Source organism: Xenorhabdus lircayensis (assembly GCF_016306625.1).
GTDB lineage: Bacteria > Pseudomonadota > Gammaproteobacteria > Enterobacterales > Enterobacteriaceae > Xenorhabdus > Xenorhabdus lircayensis.
In genome coordinates this window covers 22674-42962 of record NZ_JACOII010000024.1, presented here as the reverse complement: position 1 = coordinate 42962, position 20289 = coordinate 22674, and the positions used below count along the sequence as shown (strand labels likewise).

At 44.9% G+C, this 20289-nt stretch carries 20 protein-coding genes; 9 read left to right on the top strand and 11 right to left on the bottom strand.

The window, feature by feature from the left end; genetic code table 11:
• Positions 1 to 8 precede the first annotated feature (8 nt).
• Genes H8A87_RS05905 through H8A87_RS05880 form a run of 6 tightly spaced genes read right to left on the bottom strand, consistent with a single transcriptional unit; the run spans position 9 to position 4552 of the window.
• Positions 9 to 299, bottom strand: a complete 291-nt coding sequence (locus H8A87_RS05905) for an MSMEG_0570 family nitrogen starvation response protein (protein ID WP_198689062.1) — start codon at positions 297 to 299, stop codon at positions 9 to 11.
• Between the two features lie 42 nt (positions 300 to 341).
• Entirely contained in the window at positions 342 to 1355 is a 1014-nt protein-coding gene (locus H8A87_RS05900; RefSeq protein ID WP_198689061.1) for a sll0787 family AIR synthase-like protein, read from the bottom strand.
• The gene (locus tag H8A87_RS05895) at positions 1355 to 1918 is read right to left on the bottom strand and encodes an MSMEG_0567/Sll0786 family nitrogen starvation N-acetyltransferase (RefSeq protein ID WP_198689060.1); all 564 of its coding nucleotides are present in this window, start codon (positions 1916 to 1918) and stop codon (positions 1355 to 1357) included. Before H8A87_RS05895 ends, H8A87_RS05900 begins: the two co-directional genes overlap by 1 nt.
• Positions 1919 to 1930: 12 nt before the next feature.
• Positions 1931 to 3010: an MSMEG_0568 family radical SAM protein gene (locus H8A87_RS05890; protein WP_198689059.1), complete on the bottom strand. Its 1080-nt coding sequence runs from the start codon at positions 3008 to 3010 to the stop codon at positions 1931 to 1933.
• Between the two features lie 36 nt (positions 3011 to 3046).
• On the bottom strand, positions 3047 to 4039 hold the full coding sequence (locus tag H8A87_RS05885) for a Nit6803 family nitrilase (RefSeq protein WP_198689058.1): 993 nt from the start codon (positions 4037 to 4039) through the stop codon (positions 3047 to 3049).
• Positions 4040 to 4069: 30 nt separating this feature from the next.
• Positions 4070 to 4552 carry an MSMEG_0572/Sll0783 family nitrogen starvation response protein gene (locus tag H8A87_RS05880; protein ID WP_198689057.1) on the bottom strand — a complete coding sequence of 161 codons (483 nt, stop codon included), beginning with the start codon at positions 4550 to 4552 and terminating at the stop codon, positions 4070 to 4072.
• Between the two features lie 234 nt (positions 4553 to 4786).
• On the opposite strand from H8A87_RS05880, the gene H8A87_RS05875 reads away from it, so the two are divergent.
• Positions 4787 to 6712 (top strand): sigma 54-interacting transcriptional regulator, encoded by a 1926-nt coding sequence (locus H8A87_RS05875; protein ID WP_198689056.1) that lies wholly within the window; start codon positions 4787 to 4789, stop codon positions 6710 to 6712.
• A 127-nt stretch (positions 6713 to 6839) separates the two neighbouring features.
• Here H8A87_RS05875 and dauA read toward each other — a convergent pair whose 3' ends face one another.
• On the bottom strand, positions 6840 to 8534 hold the full coding sequence (gene dauA, locus H8A87_RS05870) for a C4-dicarboxylic acid transporter DauA (protein WP_198689055.1): 1695 nt from the start codon (positions 8532 to 8534) through the stop codon (positions 6840 to 6842).
• Between the two features lie 589 nt (positions 8535 to 9123).
• On the opposite strand from dauA, the gene agaR reads away from it, so the two are divergent.
• The 8 genes from agaR to H8A87_RS05830 all read left to right on the top strand — a co-directional run bounded on the left by agaR (position 9124) and on the right by H8A87_RS05830 (position 16107).
• Positions 9124 to 9894, top strand: a complete 771-nt coding sequence (gene agaR, locus H8A87_RS05865; protein WP_198689054.1) for a transcriptional repressor AgaR — start codon at positions 9124 to 9126, stop codon at positions 9892 to 9894.
• A gap of 126 nt (positions 9895 to 10020) precedes the next feature.
• Positions 10021 to 11316, top strand: coding sequence for a D-tagatose-bisphosphate aldolase, class II, non-catalytic subunit (locus tag H8A87_RS05860; RefSeq protein WP_198689053.1), 1296 nt, complete (start codon positions 10021 to 10023; stop codon positions 11314 to 11316).
• A 41-nt stretch (positions 11317 to 11357) separates the two neighbouring features.
• Positions 11358 to 12569: an SIS domain-containing protein gene (locus tag H8A87_RS05855; RefSeq protein WP_198689123.1), complete on the top strand. Its 1212-nt coding sequence runs from the start codon at positions 11358 to 11360 to the stop codon at positions 12567 to 12569.
• Positions 12570 to 12615: 46 nt separating this feature from the next.
• Complete coding sequence (agaV, locus tag H8A87_RS05850; protein WP_198689052.1) at positions 12616 to 13098, top strand: PTS N-acetylgalactosamine transporter subunit IIB; 483 nt, start codon at positions 12616 to 12618, stop codon at positions 13096 to 13098.
• 11 nt (positions 13099 to 13109) lie between these two features.
• On the top strand, positions 13110 to 13883 hold the full coding sequence (agaW, locus tag H8A87_RS05845; protein ID WP_198689051.1) for a PTS N-acetylgalactosamine transporter subunit IIC: 774 nt from the start codon (positions 13110 to 13112) through the stop codon (positions 13881 to 13883).
• Between the two features lie 28 nt (positions 13884 to 13911).
• Positions 13912 to 14778: a PTS system mannose/fructose/sorbose family transporter subunit IID gene (locus H8A87_RS05840; protein ID WP_408646866.1), complete on the top strand. Its 867-nt coding sequence runs from the start codon at positions 13912 to 13914 to the stop codon at positions 14776 to 14778.
• A 24-nt stretch (positions 14779 to 14802) separates the two neighbouring features.
• Positions 14803 to 15243, top strand: a complete 441-nt coding sequence (gene agaF / locus H8A87_RS05835; protein ID WP_198689121.1) for a PTS galactosamine/N-acetylgalactosamine transporter subunit IIA — start codon at positions 14803 to 14805, stop codon at positions 15241 to 15243.
• Between the two features lie 9 nt (positions 15244 to 15252).
• Positions 15253 to 16107: a tagatose bisphosphate family class II aldolase gene (locus H8A87_RS05830; protein WP_198689050.1), complete on the top strand. Its 855-nt coding sequence runs from the start codon at positions 15253 to 15255 to the stop codon at positions 16105 to 16107.
• 9 nt (positions 16108 to 16116) lie between these two features.
• On the opposite strand, the gene H8A87_RS05825 is transcribed toward H8A87_RS05830, so the two are convergent.
• Genes H8A87_RS05825 through H8A87_RS05810 form a run of 4 tightly spaced genes read right to left on the bottom strand, consistent with a single transcriptional unit; the run spans position 16117 to position 20276 of the window.
• Positions 16117 to 16515: a hypothetical protein gene (locus H8A87_RS05825; RefSeq protein WP_198689049.1), complete on the bottom strand. Its 399-nt coding sequence runs from the start codon at positions 16513 to 16515 to the stop codon at positions 16117 to 16119.
• A 1-nt stretch (position 16516) separates the two neighbouring features.
• A complete protein-coding gene (locus H8A87_RS05820; RefSeq protein WP_198689048.1) occupies positions 16517 to 17860 on the bottom strand; it encodes a phosphatase PAP2/dual specificity phosphatase family protein in 1344 nt (447 codons plus the stop codon).
• Between the two features lie 10 nt (positions 17861 to 17870).
• Positions 17871 to 19643 (bottom strand): bifunctional alpha/beta hydrolase/class I SAM-dependent methyltransferase, encoded by a 1773-nt coding sequence (locus tag H8A87_RS05815; protein ID WP_198689047.1) that lies wholly within the window; start codon positions 19641 to 19643, stop codon positions 17871 to 17873.
• A gap of 9 nt (positions 19644 to 19652) precedes the next feature.
• Positions 19653 to 20276 carry a CDP-alcohol phosphatidyltransferase family protein gene (locus H8A87_RS05810; protein ID WP_198689046.1) on the bottom strand — a complete coding sequence of 208 codons (624 nt, stop codon included), beginning with the start codon at positions 20274 to 20276 and terminating at the stop codon, positions 19653 to 19655.
• Between the last annotated feature and the right edge of the window lie 13 nt (positions 20277 to 20289).

The window sequence follows — 20289 nt, the reverse complement described above, 5'->3', positions numbered from 1 at the left end:
CATCTCTCTCATTTCTTCGTCATTTCAATAACTTCAATTTGATCTTCCGGACTTAGCTCGAAGAATTTGGCTTGGCGTTTGATCATCGCCAGATTGTCTATGGCTGAACTACAGGCAAAGCCATAACGTGCCCGTACTCTTTCCGATGCGGCATACAGGCCATTTTCAACCTGATGCAAAAACTGCGTACTTGGGTAACGCTGACCAATGGACAGATACTCATAAATCACCGTTGAGGGTGAATAATATTGAACCCGATCTCCATTAGGCCATTTCACAGTAAAATTCACACTGGGCATAACATAGGCTCCTATTGACTCTTAGTTTCAATCTGTACGGATTTAGTCTGTAATTTTTTTAAGGCGAATTTTTTTTAAAACACTGGCATAACAAAAGCCGGTAAATACTTGGCTGTTAAAATCCCAGAATATGCTGTGCTGTTTCTGCTGCTGCACTGCAACCACACGGCTGGCATTAGTTTCACCAATCACCGAGCAGGTAATACCCTGACGGTGAAACAGTGTGATGATTTCTTCACATTTATCGACATCGGCAGTCAGTAAAAAACCAAAACTGGGGAAAATTTGTAGCCATTTAAACCAGTCCGCATCATCAGGTTTAGGAATGGAATCTAAGTTGATATGTGCCCCCGATGCCGTAGCTTCGAGCAGCATCAGCAGACTGCCTAAAATGCCGGCATTGCTGATATCACGGGCGGCATGAACCCGATTTGTTTCGGCCAATTGCGGCAACAAGGCAATTTGTGACTGTAAGATGTGATCAGATACACGCTCAAAGCATTTCCAATAAGTGGTATTGGGGTGGAATTGCCCTTGCAAATTTAAAGCGATCAGAATTTTTTGTTGTGGTTTGACATGCAACACAGAAAGCAGTTCTTGTGCTATACCTTGAATCGCAACCGATAAAGCGGGCTGATAAATTGCCCCAAGATGGCTATGACCACCGACCAATGGCACCCCATAAGCACGACAAGCATCCTGCATGCCTTGCATTAACAACCGGGCCTGTTCGCTACTGGTATGCCAAAAACTGTTCACCACTGACAATGCCCGACCGCCCATTGCTGCAATATCGCTGATATTCGCCATGACCGCTGACCATCCTGCAAAATAAGGATGATTGGCGACAAAACTTGGTAACATGCCTTCACAGGCGTGCAAAACATATTGACCATTTAGCGGCAGTGCCGCCGTGTCATCTCCGGGATAGGCATATAAGCTGTCCAACGAATCCACATGGCACGTTGTATTGACTGAAACACTGTGAGTAATTGCCTGCTTGGACTGCATCGCGGGTGTATGCTTTAACATTTCAATTAATTGATTGAGTTCCATCAGCACGCCACCTTCTGCATATAGGCTTGCATCGGGACATGCTGTAACGGATAGTTTTCAATCTGAGCCTGCATCAATACATGCGGAATGTTGGCAATGGTCAATTGACGCAAACTATTCCAACACAACCTTCGGAAATAGCGTTCATTTTGACTTTGCACGGTGGCTAAAAAAGTACGGCATCCCAAGTTTTTGGCAGTCGATACCGCTGTATTGATTAACGCTTTACCAATGGTATGGTGGCGTCGATATAAAGGTTCTACGCATAAACGCCCGCCATACCACGTCTGTTCGCCATCAGGGAAAATCCGTACTGCACCAATCACACGGTCATGCTCACCAAACATTTTCCCAATGGCAACAATACCTAATGCTTTAACATCGTACTCGTCACGATCTTCTTTCAAGATTTTCTGTTCAGTGCAAAAAGTCATTTCACGCAAACGATAATATTGGCGACGCTCCCAATCTTCCGACACAATTTTGATGACAATGTCGTCACTAAGAAATTTTTTCGGCCCTTCGTTTAGCTCAAGCAGCCAAGGATAGCGGGAAAGTTCCATATCACGTTCTCCTTATTCATACGCTTTCAGCGAAGAGCAAGCGCCACATTTGGCACAGCCTGCTTGAGTATTTTCTGAGTTCAAGCCATGCTGTTTGAGTTGCTGGCCAATTTTCGGATAAAGCGACTGCATAAAAGCTTGATCAGGTTTAGGATGATGTTCCAATGGTGTACCTTGAATCGGCACAAATGGCACCACAAATGGATATACCCCAATTTTAGTTAGTTTGGCGGTCATCTCTACGATGTCCCGTTCGGTGTCGCCCAAACCCGCCAAAATGTAGGTACTGACCTGTCCCCGACCGAATACCGCAACGGCTGCCTCAAATGCAGCAAAATATTTTGTCAGCGATACTTCAGCTTTGCCGGGCATAATTTTCTGCCGTACACTCTCGTTCACCGCTTCAAGGTGCATCCCAATCGACACAGCGCCTGCATCTTTTAGACGTTGAAACCATGCAAAATCATCGGGTGGTTCGCACTGTACCTGTATCGGCAAATCTACTTTCGCTTTAATCGCTTTAACCGAGTCATATAAAATTTTTGCACCACGATCTACCGTATTTGGCGTACCTGTGGTGATCACCATTTGCTTGACACCATCCAGCTCAACGGCTGCTTTGGCTACTTCTGCCAATTGTTGCGGGTGCTTGCGGATCAAGGTTCGCCCATCTTTTAGAGACTGATCAATCGAGCAAAATTGGCATGCAGTTGTCTTGTCATTCATACGAATGCAGCGCTGTAACACTGTTGTCGCCAACACATCATGGCTATGTAAGGTCGCAATTTGTTCATAGGCAATACCTTCGACGGTTTTAAAATCATAAAAACGTGGTCGTGCAGGTGCAGTTAAGGTTGCCACAGGAATCCGGTTTTTAAAGACAGTCACCTTGTCAGAGTTCGGTTCAGGCTTTGCGGTATAGGGAGAATCTTGTGCTGCAAGATTCAGCACAGGAATCATCAAGGTCTGCCCGTCAAGGCTCAGTGCCTTATGATCGCTTGGCCCTGCGCCACCTTTACGGGACAAACCAAATTCGCCTTCCCATTTCAGACCATTACATTGCAAATCGGTCAATAGTTGTATAGCAGACATCTTTACCCCCTATTACTTGGATTTAATCAATACGGTTCAGACATGCGCTTCATTAAATTTTGAGAGTTTTTCGAGGTGACTTTGATCTGATGCTTCAACTTTCAGTTCGTTTAATACATGTGTCGGACGACGATCAATCAATAAGTTGAACAATTCAGGACGGCTGTAATGCCCAACTGAATCCATCATGCGTTTGCGCTTATCAATCAGGCTAAAGTCCAGATCGGCAATGCAATGACCTTCACCTTGCGTGAGCTGTTCAGTTAAGAACTTGCCTTCGGGAGAAACAATGGCGGTAAAACATCCTCCTGAAATTGGGCCGATGTTACAGCCAGTATCCTGCATAATTTGTTGTTGCTGTTCGGGATGCAGCCATGCGGTGGCATTGACCACAAAACAGCCAGACTCTAAGGCATGGTGTTGAATGGTAGCGCTGATTTGATCGGCAAAGATTTGTCCTACCAACGAACCAGGAAACATGGCGGCATGAATCTGCTCACCATCTGCCATCAAGGCAAAACGAGCCAACGGGTTGTAATGTTCCCAACATGCCAGCGAACCAACACGTCCCACCGCAGAATCAATGGCACGCAGACCACTGCCATCGCCTTGCCCCCAAACCATTCGCTCATGGTAAGTTGGGGTAATTTTGCGGCGATGCTGAATGATTGAACCATCGGCATCAAATAACAATTGCGCGTTATAAATCGTCCCGCCAGCACGTTCATTAACGCCAATCGACACCACCATGTTGGCCTCAAGACAGGCTTGACCAATCGCTAAGGTTGCTTCGGAAGGTACAACCACCGACTGATTCAATAGCTTTAAATGTTCTTTTCCCATGGCAAATGGCTGTTGTACAAAGGAAAAATAGGGGTAATAAGGCACGATAGTTTCAGGAAAAACTGCAAATTGTACCCTTTTTTTTCCAAGCTCTAAAATAATGTCACAGATTTTTTTTACCGTTGCGGCTTGACTATAAAGCACAGGACTACATTGCACTGCGGCAGCTTTAATGATTCGGTTCATGGCTTATTCCCCTTATAGTTTTATGCTTACTTAGACAGTCCAAGTGTCAATGATTAAGGCATTGTCACGACGCATCAGCAGTTTTAAATCCATCACATCCAATGGATTAATTGGGCGAATTCCCGGAATCAGCGCTTTTTCGGTTTGACCATACATCGCTTGCAACGCAAAACGGCAGGCATAGACTTCGCCACCTTCTTCCATAAAGACTTTCAACTGATTATTGACGGCCAAATGACCTGGAAAGGCTTCCGCCCCTAAAGTTGGAAAACCACGTTGTACACCCAGTTGCACCCCCGGGCCGTAAAGCAAAATTTTGGTTTCAAAACCCTTGCGCAATAAACGCTTTGCCTGTAACACATTGATCAGGCCAACTGACCCTTCAAATGCAACGGTATGGAAAGTCACCAATGCCTTTTCACCCGGCTGTGCTTTGACGTCCTCAAAGACTTTTTCTTCGTAATCAACAAGGAAATCACCCTCTTTATATTGTTCGATATCAACTTTTGGCATAGTAGCTCCTAGTTCAATGCTATTTTGGAATGAATCAATATGTGGTCTTCCTGTGCTATTGCGAAAGTTGTGCCAAGTTATATTTTGGGGTAGGTGATTTGTGATTATCTTATTGAAAAATAGAATTTAATTTTTATATAAAATATTTTTATGAATATAAATTGAACCGTTAGAAGGTTATGATTTTTCGTAGTATTATGAGATTTAATAGCTTAAATGATGAAATTTCATAGTATGAATACGACTGACTTTATTTCGGACTGGGTAACTTCTGAAGACTCGATTCGCCCATTGGTGTTTGAACACACGTCACAGGCATTAATTGTGTTAGACCCATATCAAAACCAGTTTATTGATGTGAATATCAGTGCCACCCAACTATTACGATATGAACGCCATGAAATTATTCAAAAAACGGTGACTTCTATTTTTGGTCATTTTAGCCAACTACCACACCTTATGGCATTTACCGAAGAAGCGTTGGCAAAAGGTTGGGCCTGGAACAATGAGTTGTATTCCTTTGATAAAAACGGTGAAAAAATCCAGTTAGATATCACTTCCATTTCATTGCCCTATAAAAACAAAACATTACTGATATGGTCGCTGGTGGATGCCAAAGATTTAGAACTGCGCCAACTTAATAAAAATGCCGATAAAGTCACTGGTACAGGTTTAAAAGAGTGGCAAGCTTTACAAGAACTGTTTATTGACTCAGACACAGGCAAGCATTTATTGCTGAGTTCAGTCGGTGACGGTATTTACAGTATCAACAAACAAGGCTTGTGTACCTTTATTAACCCTGCCGGGGCTAAAATGTTAGGACTGCAACCTGAAGATGTACTGAGTAATAATATCCATAAGATTCATCATCATACCCATGAAAATGGCGAACGCTATCCTGTAGAAGAGTGCCCGATTTATGCGGCGGTACATGACGGTATTGTGTATGAAGGTATTCAGGAAATTTTTTGGCGCCGTGACGGCAGTTACTTTCCAGTGGAATTTACCAGTACCCCTGTGATTCGTGACAGTGAAATTATTGGCGCGGTGGTGGTATTCCGCGATATTACCGATCGGCTGAATACCGAAAAACAACTGACCCATGCCCTTGAAGAACTGCAAGATTTAAAAAGCCGACTGGAACAACAAAACGAATATCTGCAAGAAGAAATTTTACAAGAAAATAAATACCATGAAATTATCGGCAGTAGTGCATCCATTTTTCAGATTATTGAAAAAATCAAGGTGGTCGCTCCAACCGATGCCAACGTGATGATTTATGGTGAATCAGGTACAGGCAAGGAGCTGATTGCCCGCGCCATTCACCAATCCAGTCACCGTAAACAGCAACCACTTATTCGGGTCAACTGTGCCGCCATTCCTTCGGAACTATTTGAAAGTGAATTTTTCGGACATGTCAAAGGTGCATTTACTGGGGCTGTACGTGACCGTGTCGGACGTTTTGAATTGGCAGATCAGGGTACATTGTTTTTAGATGAAATTGGCGAAATTCAACTAGAGCTACAAAGTAAACTGTTACGTGTATTACAAGAAGGAACCTTTGAGCGGGTTGGCGAAGAAAAAACGCGGCATGTGAATGTACGGATTATTGCTGCCACCAACCGCAATTTAAAAGAAGAAGTGCAGCACAAACGCTTTCGTGAAGACCTGTATTTCCGTTTAAATGTGTTCCCGATTTATTCACCTGCCTTACGTGATCGCAAAGAAGATATTCCGCTTTTGGTTACACACTTTACCAAGCTGATTTGTGACAAACGTAAAATTCATTATCTACCATTTTCACAAAAGCATATTTTGGGACTACAGCAATATGACTGGCCTGGCAATATCCGTGAGCTGCAAAATGTCATTGAACGCGCACTAATTACAGCAAAACAAGGCGCTGTTTCCTTTAAATATTTGCTAGAACAAGATCAACAACAACCTAAAGATCCACACCAGAATATTCACAATGAGCAGCAAAAAACCGAAGACGTGCTGACAGTGAAACAACTTAAAGACTTGGAAATTAAAAATCTCTCTCTTGCCGTTAAACAGTGCAAAGGGAAAATTTTTGGTGATGGTGGTGCAGCAAAATTGTTGGCAATCAACCCAACGACATTGATCTCACGCTTAAAGAAATTGGGGATTGATTATTAAAAATCTCATTTTGATAGTACATGAGGGTTCTCCACTTTTGCGTTCATATTTAAGTCAAAAACCCTATTCGCCATTGCGGTCATATTTGAAATACGTACTTAGTTCATTTGCTTATCCAGAGGTTAGATTAATCCATTGCCATTTCTTTCAGCACCTTGGATAAAGTGGCATAAAAACTCAATTGCCCTTCAATGGGCACGATTTTGGCTCTCGCCAGCGTTTTTAAGGGTTGAAACGGAATATCACACACGACGATATGCTTTTCTTTCCCGCTTTCTCGGACAAAACCCTGAAAGGCGTGCAAACCCCCTGCATCCAAAACCGGCACGGCATCCCATTGCATGATGATGGTTTGATAATTTGCTCCTTTCTCTTTCAGTTCAGCAAAAATACGCTCTGCGGCAGCGAAGAACAGCGGGCCATTAATTCGTACAATCAGCAGACCTTTATCGTCGTTCGTTAAAGAAGAGATACTGATTCGAGTCATGTTGGCAATTTTGCGCATAAACAGGAGTGATGCCAGAACAATGCCAATCGTGATTGCTATAACCATATCAAACAAAACAGTCAATGACAGGCACAGCAGCATGACGATGATATCGTCTTTAGGGGCGCGACGGATTAAATCCACGACTTTATGGGCTTCACTCATATTCCACGCCACAATCAGTAAAATGGCTGACATAGCAGCAAGTGGCAGATAAGAGAGCATGGGGGCGAGGATTAGCAGCGTCAATAATACCAGCAGAGAATGAATGACAGCGGCAATCGGTGATGTTGCACCTGCACGCACATTGGCGGCTGAACGGGCGATAGCCGCAGTAGCGGTGATCCCACCAAAGAAAGGCGCGACAATATTCCCCATTCCCTGACCGAGTAATTCACTGTTGGAATGGTGTTTTTTGCCGGTCATGCCGTCCAAAATAACCGCACACAACAGTGATTCAATGGCGCCTAACATCGCCATCGAAAATGCAGCGGGCAGTAATGCTGATACCGTATTCCAGCTAATGTCGAGAGAATGGGCATCAGGTAAATTCCACGGCAGAACGAATTGGGGAAGTATTGGTGGAATACCCTGACCCTGTGTACCATCCGCCAGCGTATAGCTGAACGATGAACCAATCGTTGCCACATCATGGCCTAGTAGGTGCATGATACCCATGATGCTGGTGCCCGCAATCAAAGCGGGTAAGTGACCCGGTAACTTGAATCCCAATTTTGGCCAGAAAATCAATACCAGCAGGGTGGTTAAACCGATGAGTGTATCGCTCAGCTGTAGTGAAGGAAATGCTTGGGAGAGTGCAATCGCCTTATCAAGATAATTTTCCGGTACATGTTCCAGTTTCAGGCCGAAGAAATTCTGCACCTGCATGGTGGCGATAGTGATCGCAATACCAGAAGTAAATCCAAGAGTGACAGATAAGGGAATATATTCAATAAGCCGGCCTAACCGCGCCAATCCCATGACGATCAAAATAATGCCTGACATGAGCGTTGCGATTAGTAGGCCACTTAGGCCAAATTGCTGTGAAACAGGGTAGAGGATAACCACAAAAGCAGCCGTTGGCCCGGAAACGCTATAACGTGACCCTCCGGTGATAGCAATGACAATGCCCGCGATGGCCGCCGTATACAGGCCATATTGTGGGGCAACACCACTGCCGATTGCCAGGGCCATTGCCAGTGGGATCGCAATAATTCCCACGGTGATCCCGGCAATCAGATCTCTGATGAAACGGGGAAAAGAGTAAGATTCCTTCCAACAGGAGTCAATAAACGCACTAAATGGACGTATCCCATTAATTTTACGAGTATTCATTGAAATAAAAACCAAAAATAAGACATCGAATGACGGTCTGAAAAAAGAGATGCCAGCATATCGCTTTTATCCGCTCAGAAAGGTGTTATATGTCAAAAAGTTAACCAATAGATTAGCGTTAGTGAAATAAAAATCAAATGATTAAATTAGTTTTGTTAATGGAGTGTAATCCGAAAAGTAAACTATATTTAGAATCGAATGTTTTTTGATAACAATTTGCTGATTTGGGATTTACATCACATCTCATATCGATAAATAACAATAGTTATTATTTAATCTTGCTTTCGGTTTTTTCGGGAAAGATATTTTTGATGTCATAAATCACAGATAATTATGAGCAATGATGACTTCTTAAATGAAAGTAAAAGATTTCGTTAATGCGCAAACTGAAAGGTTTTTAGACTTTATTTGGCGGAAAAATAAATTTTAACAGGGATCACAGTCGGGATTGATTCGCTTTGTTCTAATTGTCGTATTTTGGACAATTATTTTAAGTCATTATTTTAGTCGTGTTGTTAATAAATCATATTGATAAATTATTTTGGGTGATTGTTATGCTTAATCACTCTTTTTTCGGGGGCTGCGTGATATGAGCACAGAGACGGCCAAAAGACGCCAAGCTATCATCGATCTATTATGTGACGTAGGCAGTGTGCGAGTAGAAGCACTGAGCCAGCATTTTGGTGTTTCCAGTGTGACTATTCGCAGCGATCTGCGTTATCTCGAAAAAGAAGGGTGTGTGATTCGCGCTTACGGTGGGGCGAGGGTCAATAATAAATTTGTATTTGATCGCCCATTACGAGTGAAAGGGCGGATTGAAGAAGATATCAAAAGCCGTATTGGTGCCAGAGCCGCAGAATTCATTCAAGATGGAGACTCGCTGATTATTGATTCTGGATCAACTACAGCAGAAATTGTTCCCTATCTTGCAAAATATCGCTCATTAACTGTGATGACCAATGCACTTAACATCGCCTACCAACTCACTGGTTTTGACGATACCGAAGTCATCGTTCTGGGAGGCATTGTTCGTAAAAATTCTTATTCTCTTTATGGTGTCGCGGCGGAGCAGCAACTTTCTCAATATCGTTTTAATACCGTCTTTCTTGGTGTGGATGGCTTCGATTTGGAGGCGGGGATTACTACATCCCATGCTGGTGAAGCGCATCTTAACCGTATCATGTGCAATGTGGCCCAACAGATTATTGCCGTGACAGATGGCAGTAAATTTGGGCGCAGAAGCTTTTGTTTGATCCGTGAAGCACACCAGATTCATCGCTTAATTACGGATCGACGTATTCCAGAACACTATCGCACCACATTAATAGAACAGGGAGTAGATGTGATTATTGTGGATTAATCATATCGTGGGCAAATAATTCCCGACCCAAATTTCCTTATTTTTCCATTAGAAAACAACGCGATTATGCCAGTTAACAGTTTCTAGATTTAAAAACGACCTTCAGTCATATTATCTGGAGATATCATGCAGCATCTATTACAGCTTATTCATCGCCATAAATCAGGCGAAGCCATTGGAATTTATTCTGTCTGTTCAGCGCATCCTTGGGTATTGGAAAGTGCTATGTGTTTGGCGAAAGAACGACAAACTCCAATACTAATCGAAGCCACATCCAATCAAGTGAATCAATTTGGTGGTTATACCGGTATGCGACCGGAAGATTTCCGCGATCGGGTGTGGCGCATTGCTAACCATGTTGGCTTACCTCGGCAGTTTATTTGGTTGGGAGGTGATCATCTGGGGCCAAATGTTTGGCAGAATCGGCCTGCGGAAGAAGCGATGGTACTGTCAGAACGATTGATCCAGGATTATGTCGCTGCGGGTTTTCGTAAAATTCACCTCGATTGTTCAATGTCATGCGCAGACGATCCCATTCCATTGGATGATACCGTTGTTGCGAAACGTGCCGCCCGTCTATGTCAGGTTGCAGAACTATGCTGGCAGCAAGTTGGTGGTGAGCGGCCTGTCTATGTGATTGGAACGGAGGTTCCCGTGCCGGGCGGGGCAAAAGAAACATTGGGTGGTATACAGATAACATCTCCCCACGCTGCGGCGACCACATTAGACATTCATCAACAGGCATGGAAATCTGCGGGATTATTGGATGCATGGGAACGCGTTATTGCGCTGGTAGTTCAGCCAGGTGTGGAATTTGATCATCATCGGGTGGATAAATATCAGTCTGCACGAGCCAGACCCCTCAGCCGTTATATCGAAACCCAGCCTTACTTGGTATATGAAGCCCATTCTACTGATTACCAAATTCCTCAGGCGTACAGTGAGCTGGTGCGTGATCATTTCGCTATTTTGAAAGTTGGCCCTGCTTTGACATTTGCCTTGCGCGAAGGATTATTTGCCCTTGATAGGTTGGATCGCGAATGGAATGGGGAACAGGACGCCGTTCATTTAATGAATGTGCTGGAACAGGTGATGATTGAACAGCCAGAATGCTGGAGTTCTTATTATCAAGGTACACCACATCAACAACATATCGCTCGGCAATACAGCCTGAGTGACCGCATTCGTTATTACTGGGCGGAACCCAGAGTGGAACAGGCTGTTGAGAAATTGATTGAGAACCTGAGCCGTAATCCAGTCCCTCTTTCTATGTTGAGCCAGTATTTACCTGAGCAGGCGGAAGCTGTGAAGCAAGGCCGTCTGTCCGCTGAACCGAAAGCGTGGGTGATGGATAAAGTTCGCACAGTGTTACTGCACTATGCCAATGCCTGTGAAAGACAGGTGGTGGAGGTGACGGTATGAAAGCCATCCCTACTGTAAAAGCACAGAAGACGCGAAATACAATGAAAACGGTGTATTCCTATAGCGAGAAATGGTTGGATGAGCATCAGGCTCGCTTCACCGCGGAAGAAATTCATCACCAGCCTGCGCTGTGGCGGTGCTTGCATCAGGAATTGCTGGGCAGTGCGGGAAAATGGCAACCATTTTTGCAACCGTTACTGGCGAACCCCAATCTGCGGATCATATTATGTGGTGCAGGCTCCTCGGCTTTTGTCGGGCGGGTTATCGCGCTGTGGCTGCATGAACAATGTGGACTTAACGTCAAGGCGTATGCTTCGACGGATATCGTATTGGCTCCGCAGCTATATCTCACAGAGAAACATCATCTCACAGAGAAACATCTCACCGAAGAACATCCGACCCTACTAGTTTCTTATGCCCGTTCTGGCAATAGCCCGGAAAGTGTAGCTTCTGTGGCATTGGCCGATCAGCTGTTACCGAACTGCCACCATCTGTTTCTGACCTGTAACCCCGATGGGGCTTTGGCACGATATGCAGAAAGTAAATCGAATGTTTGTTCTCTGATCATGCCGGAAGGTTCTCATGACCAAAGTTTTGTCATGACATCCAGTTTCAGCTGCATGGCGCTGGCGACGATTTTGTTGCTCAGTGGTATTTCCTTGGCAGAAACAGATAAATACGTCGAACAGATGGCCACGCTGTGTGAACAGAATGAGATGAACTGGCATCAATATGCGCAATCACTCTCAATGTCTGGCTTTGGTCGATTTGTGGTACTCGGTTCCCATTGTTTTAGCGGAATTGCTGAGGAGGCCGCCCTCAAAATGTTAGAACTGACGGCGGGACGGGTTATGACACGGCACGATTCTTCAATGGGCGTACGCCACGGGCCGAAAGTCATGATTGAGGACAACACGCTGGTGGTCATCATGCTGTCCTCGAAGCCTTATTGCCGTCAGTATGATCTTGATTTACTCAATGAACTAAAACTCGATGGGTTGGCTAGAGATATTATCGCTCTCAGTGGCTTGCCCCAGGCAGATTGCCTGGTATTGAATACTGATTTAGAGGACATCTGGCTCACTTTTCCCTACTTAATGTTTCTACAACTGCTGGCGTTTGAAATGTCGCTGGCGCATGGCCTGACGCCTGATAATCCGTGCCCGACAGGCGAAGTAAACCGAGTTGTCAAAGGTGTCCAGATTTATCCTTACAATCGTCACTACCACATACATCTATCTCAACGTACTTAAGATAAACGCATTTAAGATAGCCCTTAAGATAATAGTAGGAGTAAGTATGTCTATCCCAAATATACTGATGACACGGATTGATAATCGTTTAGTCCATGGACAAGTTGGTGTGACTTGGATTAGTTCTCTGGATGCGAATTTAATCGTGGTTGCCAATGATGAAGCCTCAATCGATCCTGTTCAGCAATCTTTAATGGATATGGTAGTTTCGGACGGAGTACAAACCCGTTATTTCTCACTGCAAAAAACGATTGATGTCATCCATAAGGCGGCTGAACATCAGAAAATATTCATCGTTTGTAAGACACCACAAGACGTGCTGATGTTGGTCAAGGGGGGCGTTCCCATTAAATTTGTCAACGTCGGTAACATGCATTTTGTAGAAGGAAAAAAACAGATCCATAAAACCGTCTCTGTTGATGGCAACGACATCAAGGCATTTCGCGAATTAGCCGATCTTGGCATTACTTGTGAAATCCGCCGTGTGCCGGATGAAGTGGGACAGCTAGTTTGCAATCTGCTGAATTAGCAGGAGGAAATATGTTTATTGATGCGTTGCTAATTGCATTGCTGGCGGGAATTGCCGGAATTGACCTGTTCAATGGATTGACACATATCCATCGTCCTGTGGTGATTGGGCCGTTGGTCGGATTGATTTTAGGTGATGTCACAACGGGGCTGATGGTTGGGGGAGCATTGGAGTTGGTTTGGATGGGCATGGTGCCCTTGGCGGGTGCTCAACCGCCAAATGTAGTGATGGGTGGCGTAATGGGGACGGCGTTTGCCATTTTGGCACATGTCGATCCGAAAATTGCAATTGGCATTGCTGTACCATTTGCCATTGCAGTACAGGGTTGTATTACGCTGTTATTTACCGTTTATTCCCCAATGATGCACAAATGCGACAACATGGTAAAAGTGTTGAACTGGCGTGGCATAGAGCGGGTTAACTATCTGGGATTGCTGATCCTGTTTTGTTTATATTTTGTCGTATCGTTTCTGCCAATCTACTTCGGCGCGGAAGCTGCCAGTGCCATCGTTCAGAAAGCGCCGAGCTGGCTGCTTGATGGTCTCTCCGTTGCGGGTGGCATGATGCCAGCGATTGGCTTCGCGCTGCTGATGAAGATCATGATGAAAAAAACCTATGTGGCTTATTTCATTTTGGGATTTGTCTCTGTCACCTTCCTAAAAATGCCGATTATTGCGGTTGCATTGAGTGCATTGGCAATAGCCCTGATTGATTTCTTTAACCGCGACCGACTTGAAGAACATCCTACCCATCCACACGCGAAGGAGATGAATGATGGTATCTAATCAATCTGATAAAGCCTCCGATAGCTTCATGGCGAAAAAAGAAGAACGAAACCGGGAACCCACGCTTGCAAGTCCTCAGACAGAGCAGGATGAATATGTGGATAGCACGCCATCACCAGAACTGACTAAACGAGATATCAATAAGATGGCATGGCGTTCACTGTTATTGCAGGCTTCTTTCAACTATGAACGTATGCAGTCGGGCGGATGGTTATACACCTTACTCCCCGGATTGCGCAAAATTCATAAAGAACCAGAGGATCTGAGGAATTCCATGAAGATGCACATGGAATTTATCAACGTACACCCATTTGATATTACTTTCCTGTCAGGACTGGTACTGGCAATGGAAAGAGCAAAAGAAAAGATCTCCACCATTCGTGCTGTGAAAGTTGCTCTGATGGGGCCGCTGGGGGGGATCGGTGATGCGTTGTTCTGGCTGACATGGCTACCTATTTGTGCCGGAATAGGGGCTTCATTGGCGATGCAGGGCAGTTTGTTTGGCCCGATTATCTTCTTACTGATGTTTAATATTGTGCATTTTACTGTTCGTTTTGGGCTGGCTCACTACGGTTATCAGGCGGGAACAAACGCCATTGCCATGTTGAAGAAACACACAAAAAATATTTCCCATGCAGCATCCATTGTTGGAATGACGGTCATTGGTGCGTTAGTGGCCTCTTATGTTCATCTTTCGACACCATTGGTGATACAGGCAGGTGAAGCGAAAATCGCTCTGCAAACAGGTGTGTTAGATAAATTGATGCCAAATTTACTGCCATTGTGCTTCACATTGCTGGTTTATGGGTTGATGAAACGGGGAATTTCACCCGTGAAATTAATTGGTATCACTGTGGTGTCTGGGATCGCGGGAAAGTTTATTGGATTTTTATAAGGGGTCATCATGTCAAATGTTGCAATGTTAGGCATAGTAATCATGGGGCATGGGAGGTTTGCCAGTGGTTTATTACAAGCCGTGGAGCAAGTGGTGGGCCAACAGGAACAGTGTGTTGCGATTGATTTTCCGGAAGGGATGTCAACGGAATACTTAGCCCAGTTACTGAGTGAGGCATGTGAATGTTGTAACCGTGGAGAGGGTGTGGTCATTCTGACTGATTTACTGGGGGGCTTACCCTTTCGTCAGGCCGCACAATTAGCACTTACTCAACCATCATGGGAAGTTATTACTGGCATCAACATGCAGTTGGCAGCAGAAATGATGCTGGAACGTTGCAATGGATTGTCTGCGGTGGCGTTTCGCGATATGGCGCTGGAATGTGGTCATCGTGGGTTAACCAGCCTGTGGCATGAACAGCGGAGACAACAAAATCAATCTATTGACAAGAGTGAGGGGATTTGAGGAGCGGCAATGTATCTGATTTCCAATCGTGAAATGCTTAGAAAGGCTCAGTGTGAAGGCTACGCGGTTCCTGCTTTCAATGTCCATAATCTGGAAACCATACAGGTCGTGGTAGAAACGGCAGCTCGTATGTCTTCACCCGTGATCTTGGCGGGTACGCCCGGAACATTCAGTTATGCGGGTTTGGAATATATGGTTTCCATTTGCCAGCAGGCAGCCTATCTCAATCAGTTGCCAGTCGCATTGCACCTCGATCATCATGAAGTTTTCAGTGATATTCGCCAGAAAGTACAGGCGGGGATTCGTTCGGTGATGATTGACGGCTCTCATTTACCCTTTGAAGGCAATATCATGGCAGTGACAGAGGTAGTCCAGTTATGTCATCGCTATGGTGCCAGTGTTGAAGCTGAACTTGGGCGCCTTGGTGGTCAGGAAGATGATTTGAATGTCGATAGCCAAGATTCTTTCTTTACTGACCCGCTGGCGGCGAAAACGTATGTTGAGCGCACAGGTATTGATTCGCTCGCGGTTGCTATTGGTTCGGCACATGGTCTCTATCATGGTGAACCTCATCTCGATTTTGATCGGCTGGCGGCTATCCGCCAGTCGGTCGATATTCCTTTGGTACTGCATGGCGCTTCTGGTCTGCCGGAAACTATGGTGCGCAGAGCAATTGCTCTCGGTATTTGTAAGCTGAATGTGGCAACAGACCTGAAAATTGCCTTTGCGGATGCGATCAAAGCGTATTTTATGGAATACCCCGCAGCCAATGACCCGCGTCATTATATGACACAGGGTAAAATGGCGATGGAAAAAGTGGTTGAAGAAAAAATTCTGGTTTGTGGTAGCGCGGGCAAATTCTAACTTTTTTGTTTACCTTACCAAGATAAACAGCAAAAACAGCTCCAATTGCAAGGTTAAGCTCATAACTGCTCGTTTTAGCAATTTTATTGCACCCTGAAAGCGATCATGCTGTGTTCGTGGACGGGGTGTTTTATTGAAAATCAGTAATAATGCCTGGTCGAACTCTGCATTTTTCTCGGTGTGTAAATTGAGGAGCTGAAAATAGTGGCTGTCGAGCCAAGTACGCCAGCAATAGTATTGGCTGAGTAGGGCAGAGAATAACGACATGGCATAAATTGCATGATTGCTTGTGGTGGTCATAAATACCGCTGTCGCCATAAGGGCCGCAAATGCGGATATACCAGAAACAAAACGCCAGCTTTTTAATGTAGCAATGACGACTTTGCCTGTCAGGTTTTCTGGTTGCATATTATGGTTTCCGGTGTCGATAATATTCTTCCCATTGCGTAAGGGCATCCAGGTGCGTTTGTCTGAAAGTGACATGTGGCCTGGCTCGACGCAGGATATTAATGACGGTGGCAATATTATATTCAGGATGCTGTTTCAGTAGCCATGCTGCCACTACCATCGCGCTACGGGATAATCCGAGTGTGCAATGAATGAATACCTCTCCGTTTTGGTGCAAATTATCCAGCGTAAAAACTGCGGATTGTAGCGCTTCAGGTGTCAGAGGTAATAAGTCGATTTGGGGCTGGCAAATATAGTTTCTTGTGTGGGTAGCCGATTTTCTGTGCCACTCTGCTGTCATATCAAACACACTGACTGTGCTGGTTGACTTGATGACCGACTGACGCGGCAAGCTGCCGAGAAGAATTCCTTCCACGATTTGATTATAAGGTGCGTTTTTGCGCCGGAACCAAAGGTAAGAGAGCCAAGCCCCCAGTTGATAGGGTGCCAGTAGCCAGCGTGCAGACGGTGACATGCGGCCGCCTGATTGTTTTTGAAACACTGAACTGCCCAATCCGGCATAGCCGAGAGCAACCATCAATAATGAAACAGCAGGCCACAACAGTATCCAGAAAATACTGCCTAACCCATATGCCATCAGTGCGAACAGTAAGCTACCCGCTGCATAATAGCCGAATAGCTTTCGGGCATGGCGATCTTGACTCGGTTGCCACTGCCAGCGGTATGAAATCGGTAGCAGGTAACTAATCACCACGCCTACAGCAAAGCCAGTGATCACATCAATAAAATGGTGCTGCCAAGTCGTGAAAACCGATAATGCAATCAGGGCAGACCAGACATGCAATAATCCACGCCAATAACCGTGCAGGTGGGCTGAATAACGCAGCCAAAGTAACCATAGCAGAATAATATGCAAGGACGGTGCTTGATTATAGGGCAGGTCAAACAGTTCCAGTTGATTGAATAACCACCCGAATATTCCTTCGGTCGTCGGGCGGGAAAATGAAAATTTCAGTGGGAATAGCAGGAATCCGGCACAGGCAACCAGTGACGCTGTCACTAATCGCCAGCCGTGAAACCACTGTTCACGGCGGTTGGTACAGATAAACAGGGATATTCCGTAAAATAGATCGATACTCCAATAAGGAATAATCGTCCATGACCAGAAAGGGACGTTATGTTCCCAACTGAACACCACAACTTCCACATCGTCTCTTTGTGCAGTGAACTGATTAATTTGCCCATAGGTGAGAAAGAAAAATGGCGCCAGAAATAACAGCCAAACAACGGCTGTCAGCCACAAACCCTGTCGACTATCATGGGGAAGTTGCATTGAGTGTTTCATCTATTTGTTCTCAGCGGTGAACTCGCTTGGCGATCGATACAGTGAAAATGCCCCAGTTATCAGTTAATTGATACTGTTTTTCAAAACCAGCAGCTTCCACCAATGCATCCATTTCACCCTGAGTGCGTCGCCGCATAATCCACGGCTGATTTTCACGGTGGCTGGAAAGAACACGAGCGATCATTTCAAGCTGTGGATGCCAAGGCTGCCCGGTATAGATTAGATAGCCATTTTCTGTGATGGTGTCGGCAAGACCACTCAGGGAATTCCTGATCAGCGTATTGTCGGGGAACAATTCATAAAGGCCAGAGACAATGCCCAATGTTGGCGTTGGTGTAATGGATGCAATGCTTTCAGCATTAAAAGCATCACCGATAACAAAGCGGATTTTATCGGTGAGATTACGTTCCTCAATATACTCTTGCCCTTGTTTGACATTGAGTTCGCTGTAATCCCTTAACAAAACGGAATCAACTTTGCTGAAATCGTTAATAGCATCAAGAATATAGCGCCCATGTCCGGCGGCAATATCAACAATATGAACTGGCTGATTTTGTTGTTGCAGATGGCAAATGGCCTGACGGATTAATGTCTCCATGTTGATCTTACGTTGTCGTATACCGCGCCAGCCAATGTTGCCCCTGAGATACTGCTGATCCACTGTCCGTCCCCAGATTCCCTGGCCTTGCGGTTGATTGCGGTAGATATAGTCCAGTGTGGAGCCGGAATCAAAACCTGTCTCAAGACCGATGCGAATGCCTTCGGAAGCTCTGCCCCAGCGTGTATTTATGGCCTTGCGCATCAGTTTATAACTGAGATTTTTTGGGCACAGGTGTGGTAATGGAAGGCTTAACGCTCGAAACTCGTCGGCTGTATGGCTCCAAATATCTTCGCTGTTGTAATCATGTTGATAACGCGGAATAGCGAAAATACGCTTAATAAAAGCACGTATTTTTTCGAAAGCCAGATGGCGATTTTTTTCTCCCAGCGTATCGTGGTAGAACCCCTCCATGACATGCTTCTCTTTAAGCGGGGTATTCAATTGCTGGTAAAATTGATGTTGTGGTTTATGGTTCACCACATAATCGTTGCCAGAAATAAATATCTGGGTCGGTAAAGTAATGGCTCTGGCATCTTTCACTACGCGTTCTGCGGTTTGATAAAGTTCCAGCAGAATATTAACGGCGATTTCACGGGTGATGAGTGGATCGCTATTATAAGATACAATGCGGGCTTCATCGTGAGTCAGAAATTTCGCTTTTACATAGGAATTGACGAAAAAAATGCCCCGTGCTTTTTGCATTAATTGCAGCCCTTGTACTGCGAAGGGGACATACAATTTGATATCAAACGCAGGTGCAGCGAGGATCATGGCTCGGATTTTTGGCGCATAATCATGTACCCAAGCAGAAACTAACACTGCACCAACACTCTGGCCAATTACCACAATATTTTCCATTGCGATATCGTACTTAGAAGCAATAAACTTCACAAATTCATCAACATCACGAATTGATGTTCCCATTGATGGGCTATAACCACGTGTACCCTCTGTTTTTCCGTGTCCACGGGCATCCCATGCGAACATCGGCACATCAGGTAGCGCGAGTTCATCAACGACATGCTGGACTCGTCCTGAGTGCTCATGACCACGGTGAAAAATGATAATAGCTTTCTCAGTTTTAGCCTGTTCTTGTGGCCAATAACGGTAAAACAGGGAAGCCTGATCTGATGTGGTGAAATAATGTTCTTCAGTAATACGTTGATTAGATGATTGTGTCATGTTAGCGCCTTATTTGGATTGTGACTGTTCAGCCAGCCTGATTTCACGCAATGCTTTGACAACACGCTGATAGCAAGTCATCAAGAGTAAAATGATCATGAAAGGAAATAAATAGTGGCTCCAGCTCAAGGCAGAAGGGAAAATCGCAATAATCAATCCATAAGCACCAAAGACAAAAGCGCGGTCACTTTTTCCCATTGGGCCATCATAGCGCCGTGATGCGCCAATAGTTTGCGCCAGAACGCCAATAAATTCTGTCAGGATGGTGAGGAATAAGATCACCAGCAGACTCGTACTGCTGACATTAGGTAGAAAACAGAAGGGGAGATAGAGTGCGACATCAGAAATAACATCCCCAAGTTCATTATAAATGGCACCTAAATGGGATTTTTGATGATGTTCTCGTGCTAACATTCCATCAATTGCATTGAGTGCCATACGGATAAAGAGAAAAATAGGCAGCAGCCAATAGAGCCCGGGAAAAGGAAATAGGCTCAGTAGCAAACCAACGGCGATTGATAAGAACATTGCGCCTAATGTGACTTGGTTGGCCGTGATCCCATGTTTGTACAGTGAGATTACGATAGGGCGTAATAGGTTTTGGAAACGGGGTTTTAGGTCATAGATAGTCATCTTGCCTTTAATC

Bases quoted from the DNA above. Each gene is read 5' to 3' on its own strand.
- H8A87_RS05905 (WP_198689062.1), bottom strand. From the start codon at position 299: ATGCCCAGTGTGAATTTTACTGTGAAATGGCCTAATGGAGATCGGGTT.
- H8A87_RS05900 (WP_198689061.1), bottom strand. From the start codon at position 1,355: ATGGAACTCAATCAATTAATTGAAATGTTAAAGCATACACCCGCGATG.
- H8A87_RS05895 (WP_198689060.1), bottom strand. From the start codon at position 1,918: ATGGAACTTTCCCGCTATCCTTGGCTGCTTGAGCTAAACGAAGGGCCG.
- H8A87_RS05890 (WP_198689059.1), bottom strand. From the start codon at position 3,010: ATGTCTGCTATACAACTATTGACCGATTTGCAATGTAATGGTCTGAAA.
- H8A87_RS05885 (WP_198689058.1), bottom strand. From the start codon at position 4,039: ATGAACCGAATCATTAAAGCTGCCGCAGTGCAATGTAGTCCTGTGCTT.
- H8A87_RS05880 (WP_198689057.1), bottom strand. From the start codon at position 4,552: ATGCCAAAAGTTGATATCGAACAATATAAAGAGGGTGATTTCCTTGTT.
- H8A87_RS05875 (WP_198689056.1), top strand. From the start codon at position 4,787: ATGAATACGACTGACTTTATTTCGGACTGGGTAACTTCTGAAGACTCG.
- dauA (WP_198689055.1), bottom strand. From the start codon at position 8,534: ATGAATACTCGTAAAATTAATGGGATACGTCCATTTAGTGCGTTTATT.
- agaR (WP_198689054.1), top strand. From the start codon at position 9,124: ATGAGCACAGAGACGGCCAAAAGACGCCAAGCTATCATCGATCTATTA.
- H8A87_RS05860 (WP_198689053.1), top strand. From the start codon at position 10,021: ATGCAGCATCTATTACAGCTTATTCATCGCCATAAATCAGGCGAAGCC.
- H8A87_RS05855 (WP_198689123.1), top strand. From the start codon at position 11,358: ATGAAAACGGTGTATTCCTATAGCGAGAAATGGTTGGATGAGCATCAG.
- agaV (WP_198689052.1), top strand. From the start codon at position 12,616: ATGTCTATCCCAAATATACTGATGACACGGATTGATAATCGTTTAGTC.
- agaW (WP_198689051.1), top strand. From the start codon at position 13,110: ATGTTTATTGATGCGTTGCTAATTGCATTGCTGGCGGGAATTGCCGGA.
- H8A87_RS05840 (WP_408646866.1), top strand. From the start codon at position 13,912: ATGGCGAAAAAAGAAGAACGAAACCGGGAACCCACGCTTGCAAGTCCT.
- agaF (WP_198689121.1), top strand. From the start codon at position 14,803: ATGTTAGGCATAGTAATCATGGGGCATGGGAGGTTTGCCAGTGGTTTA.
- H8A87_RS05830 (WP_198689050.1), top strand. From the start codon at position 15,253: ATGTATCTGATTTCCAATCGTGAAATGCTTAGAAAGGCTCAGTGTGAA.
- H8A87_RS05825 (WP_198689049.1), bottom strand. From the start codon at position 16,515: ATGCAACCAGAAAACCTGACAGGCAAAGTCGTCATTGCTACATTAAAA.
- H8A87_RS05820 (WP_198689048.1), bottom strand. From the start codon at position 17,860: ATGAAACACTCAATGCAACTTCCCCATGATAGTCGACAGGGTTTGTGG.
- H8A87_RS05815 (WP_198689047.1), bottom strand. From the start codon at position 19,643: ATGACACAATCATCTAATCAACGTATTACTGAAGAACATTATTTCACC.
- H8A87_RS05810 (WP_198689046.1), bottom strand. From the start codon at position 20,276: ATGACTATCTATGACCTAAAACCCCGTTTCCAAAACCTATTACGCCCT.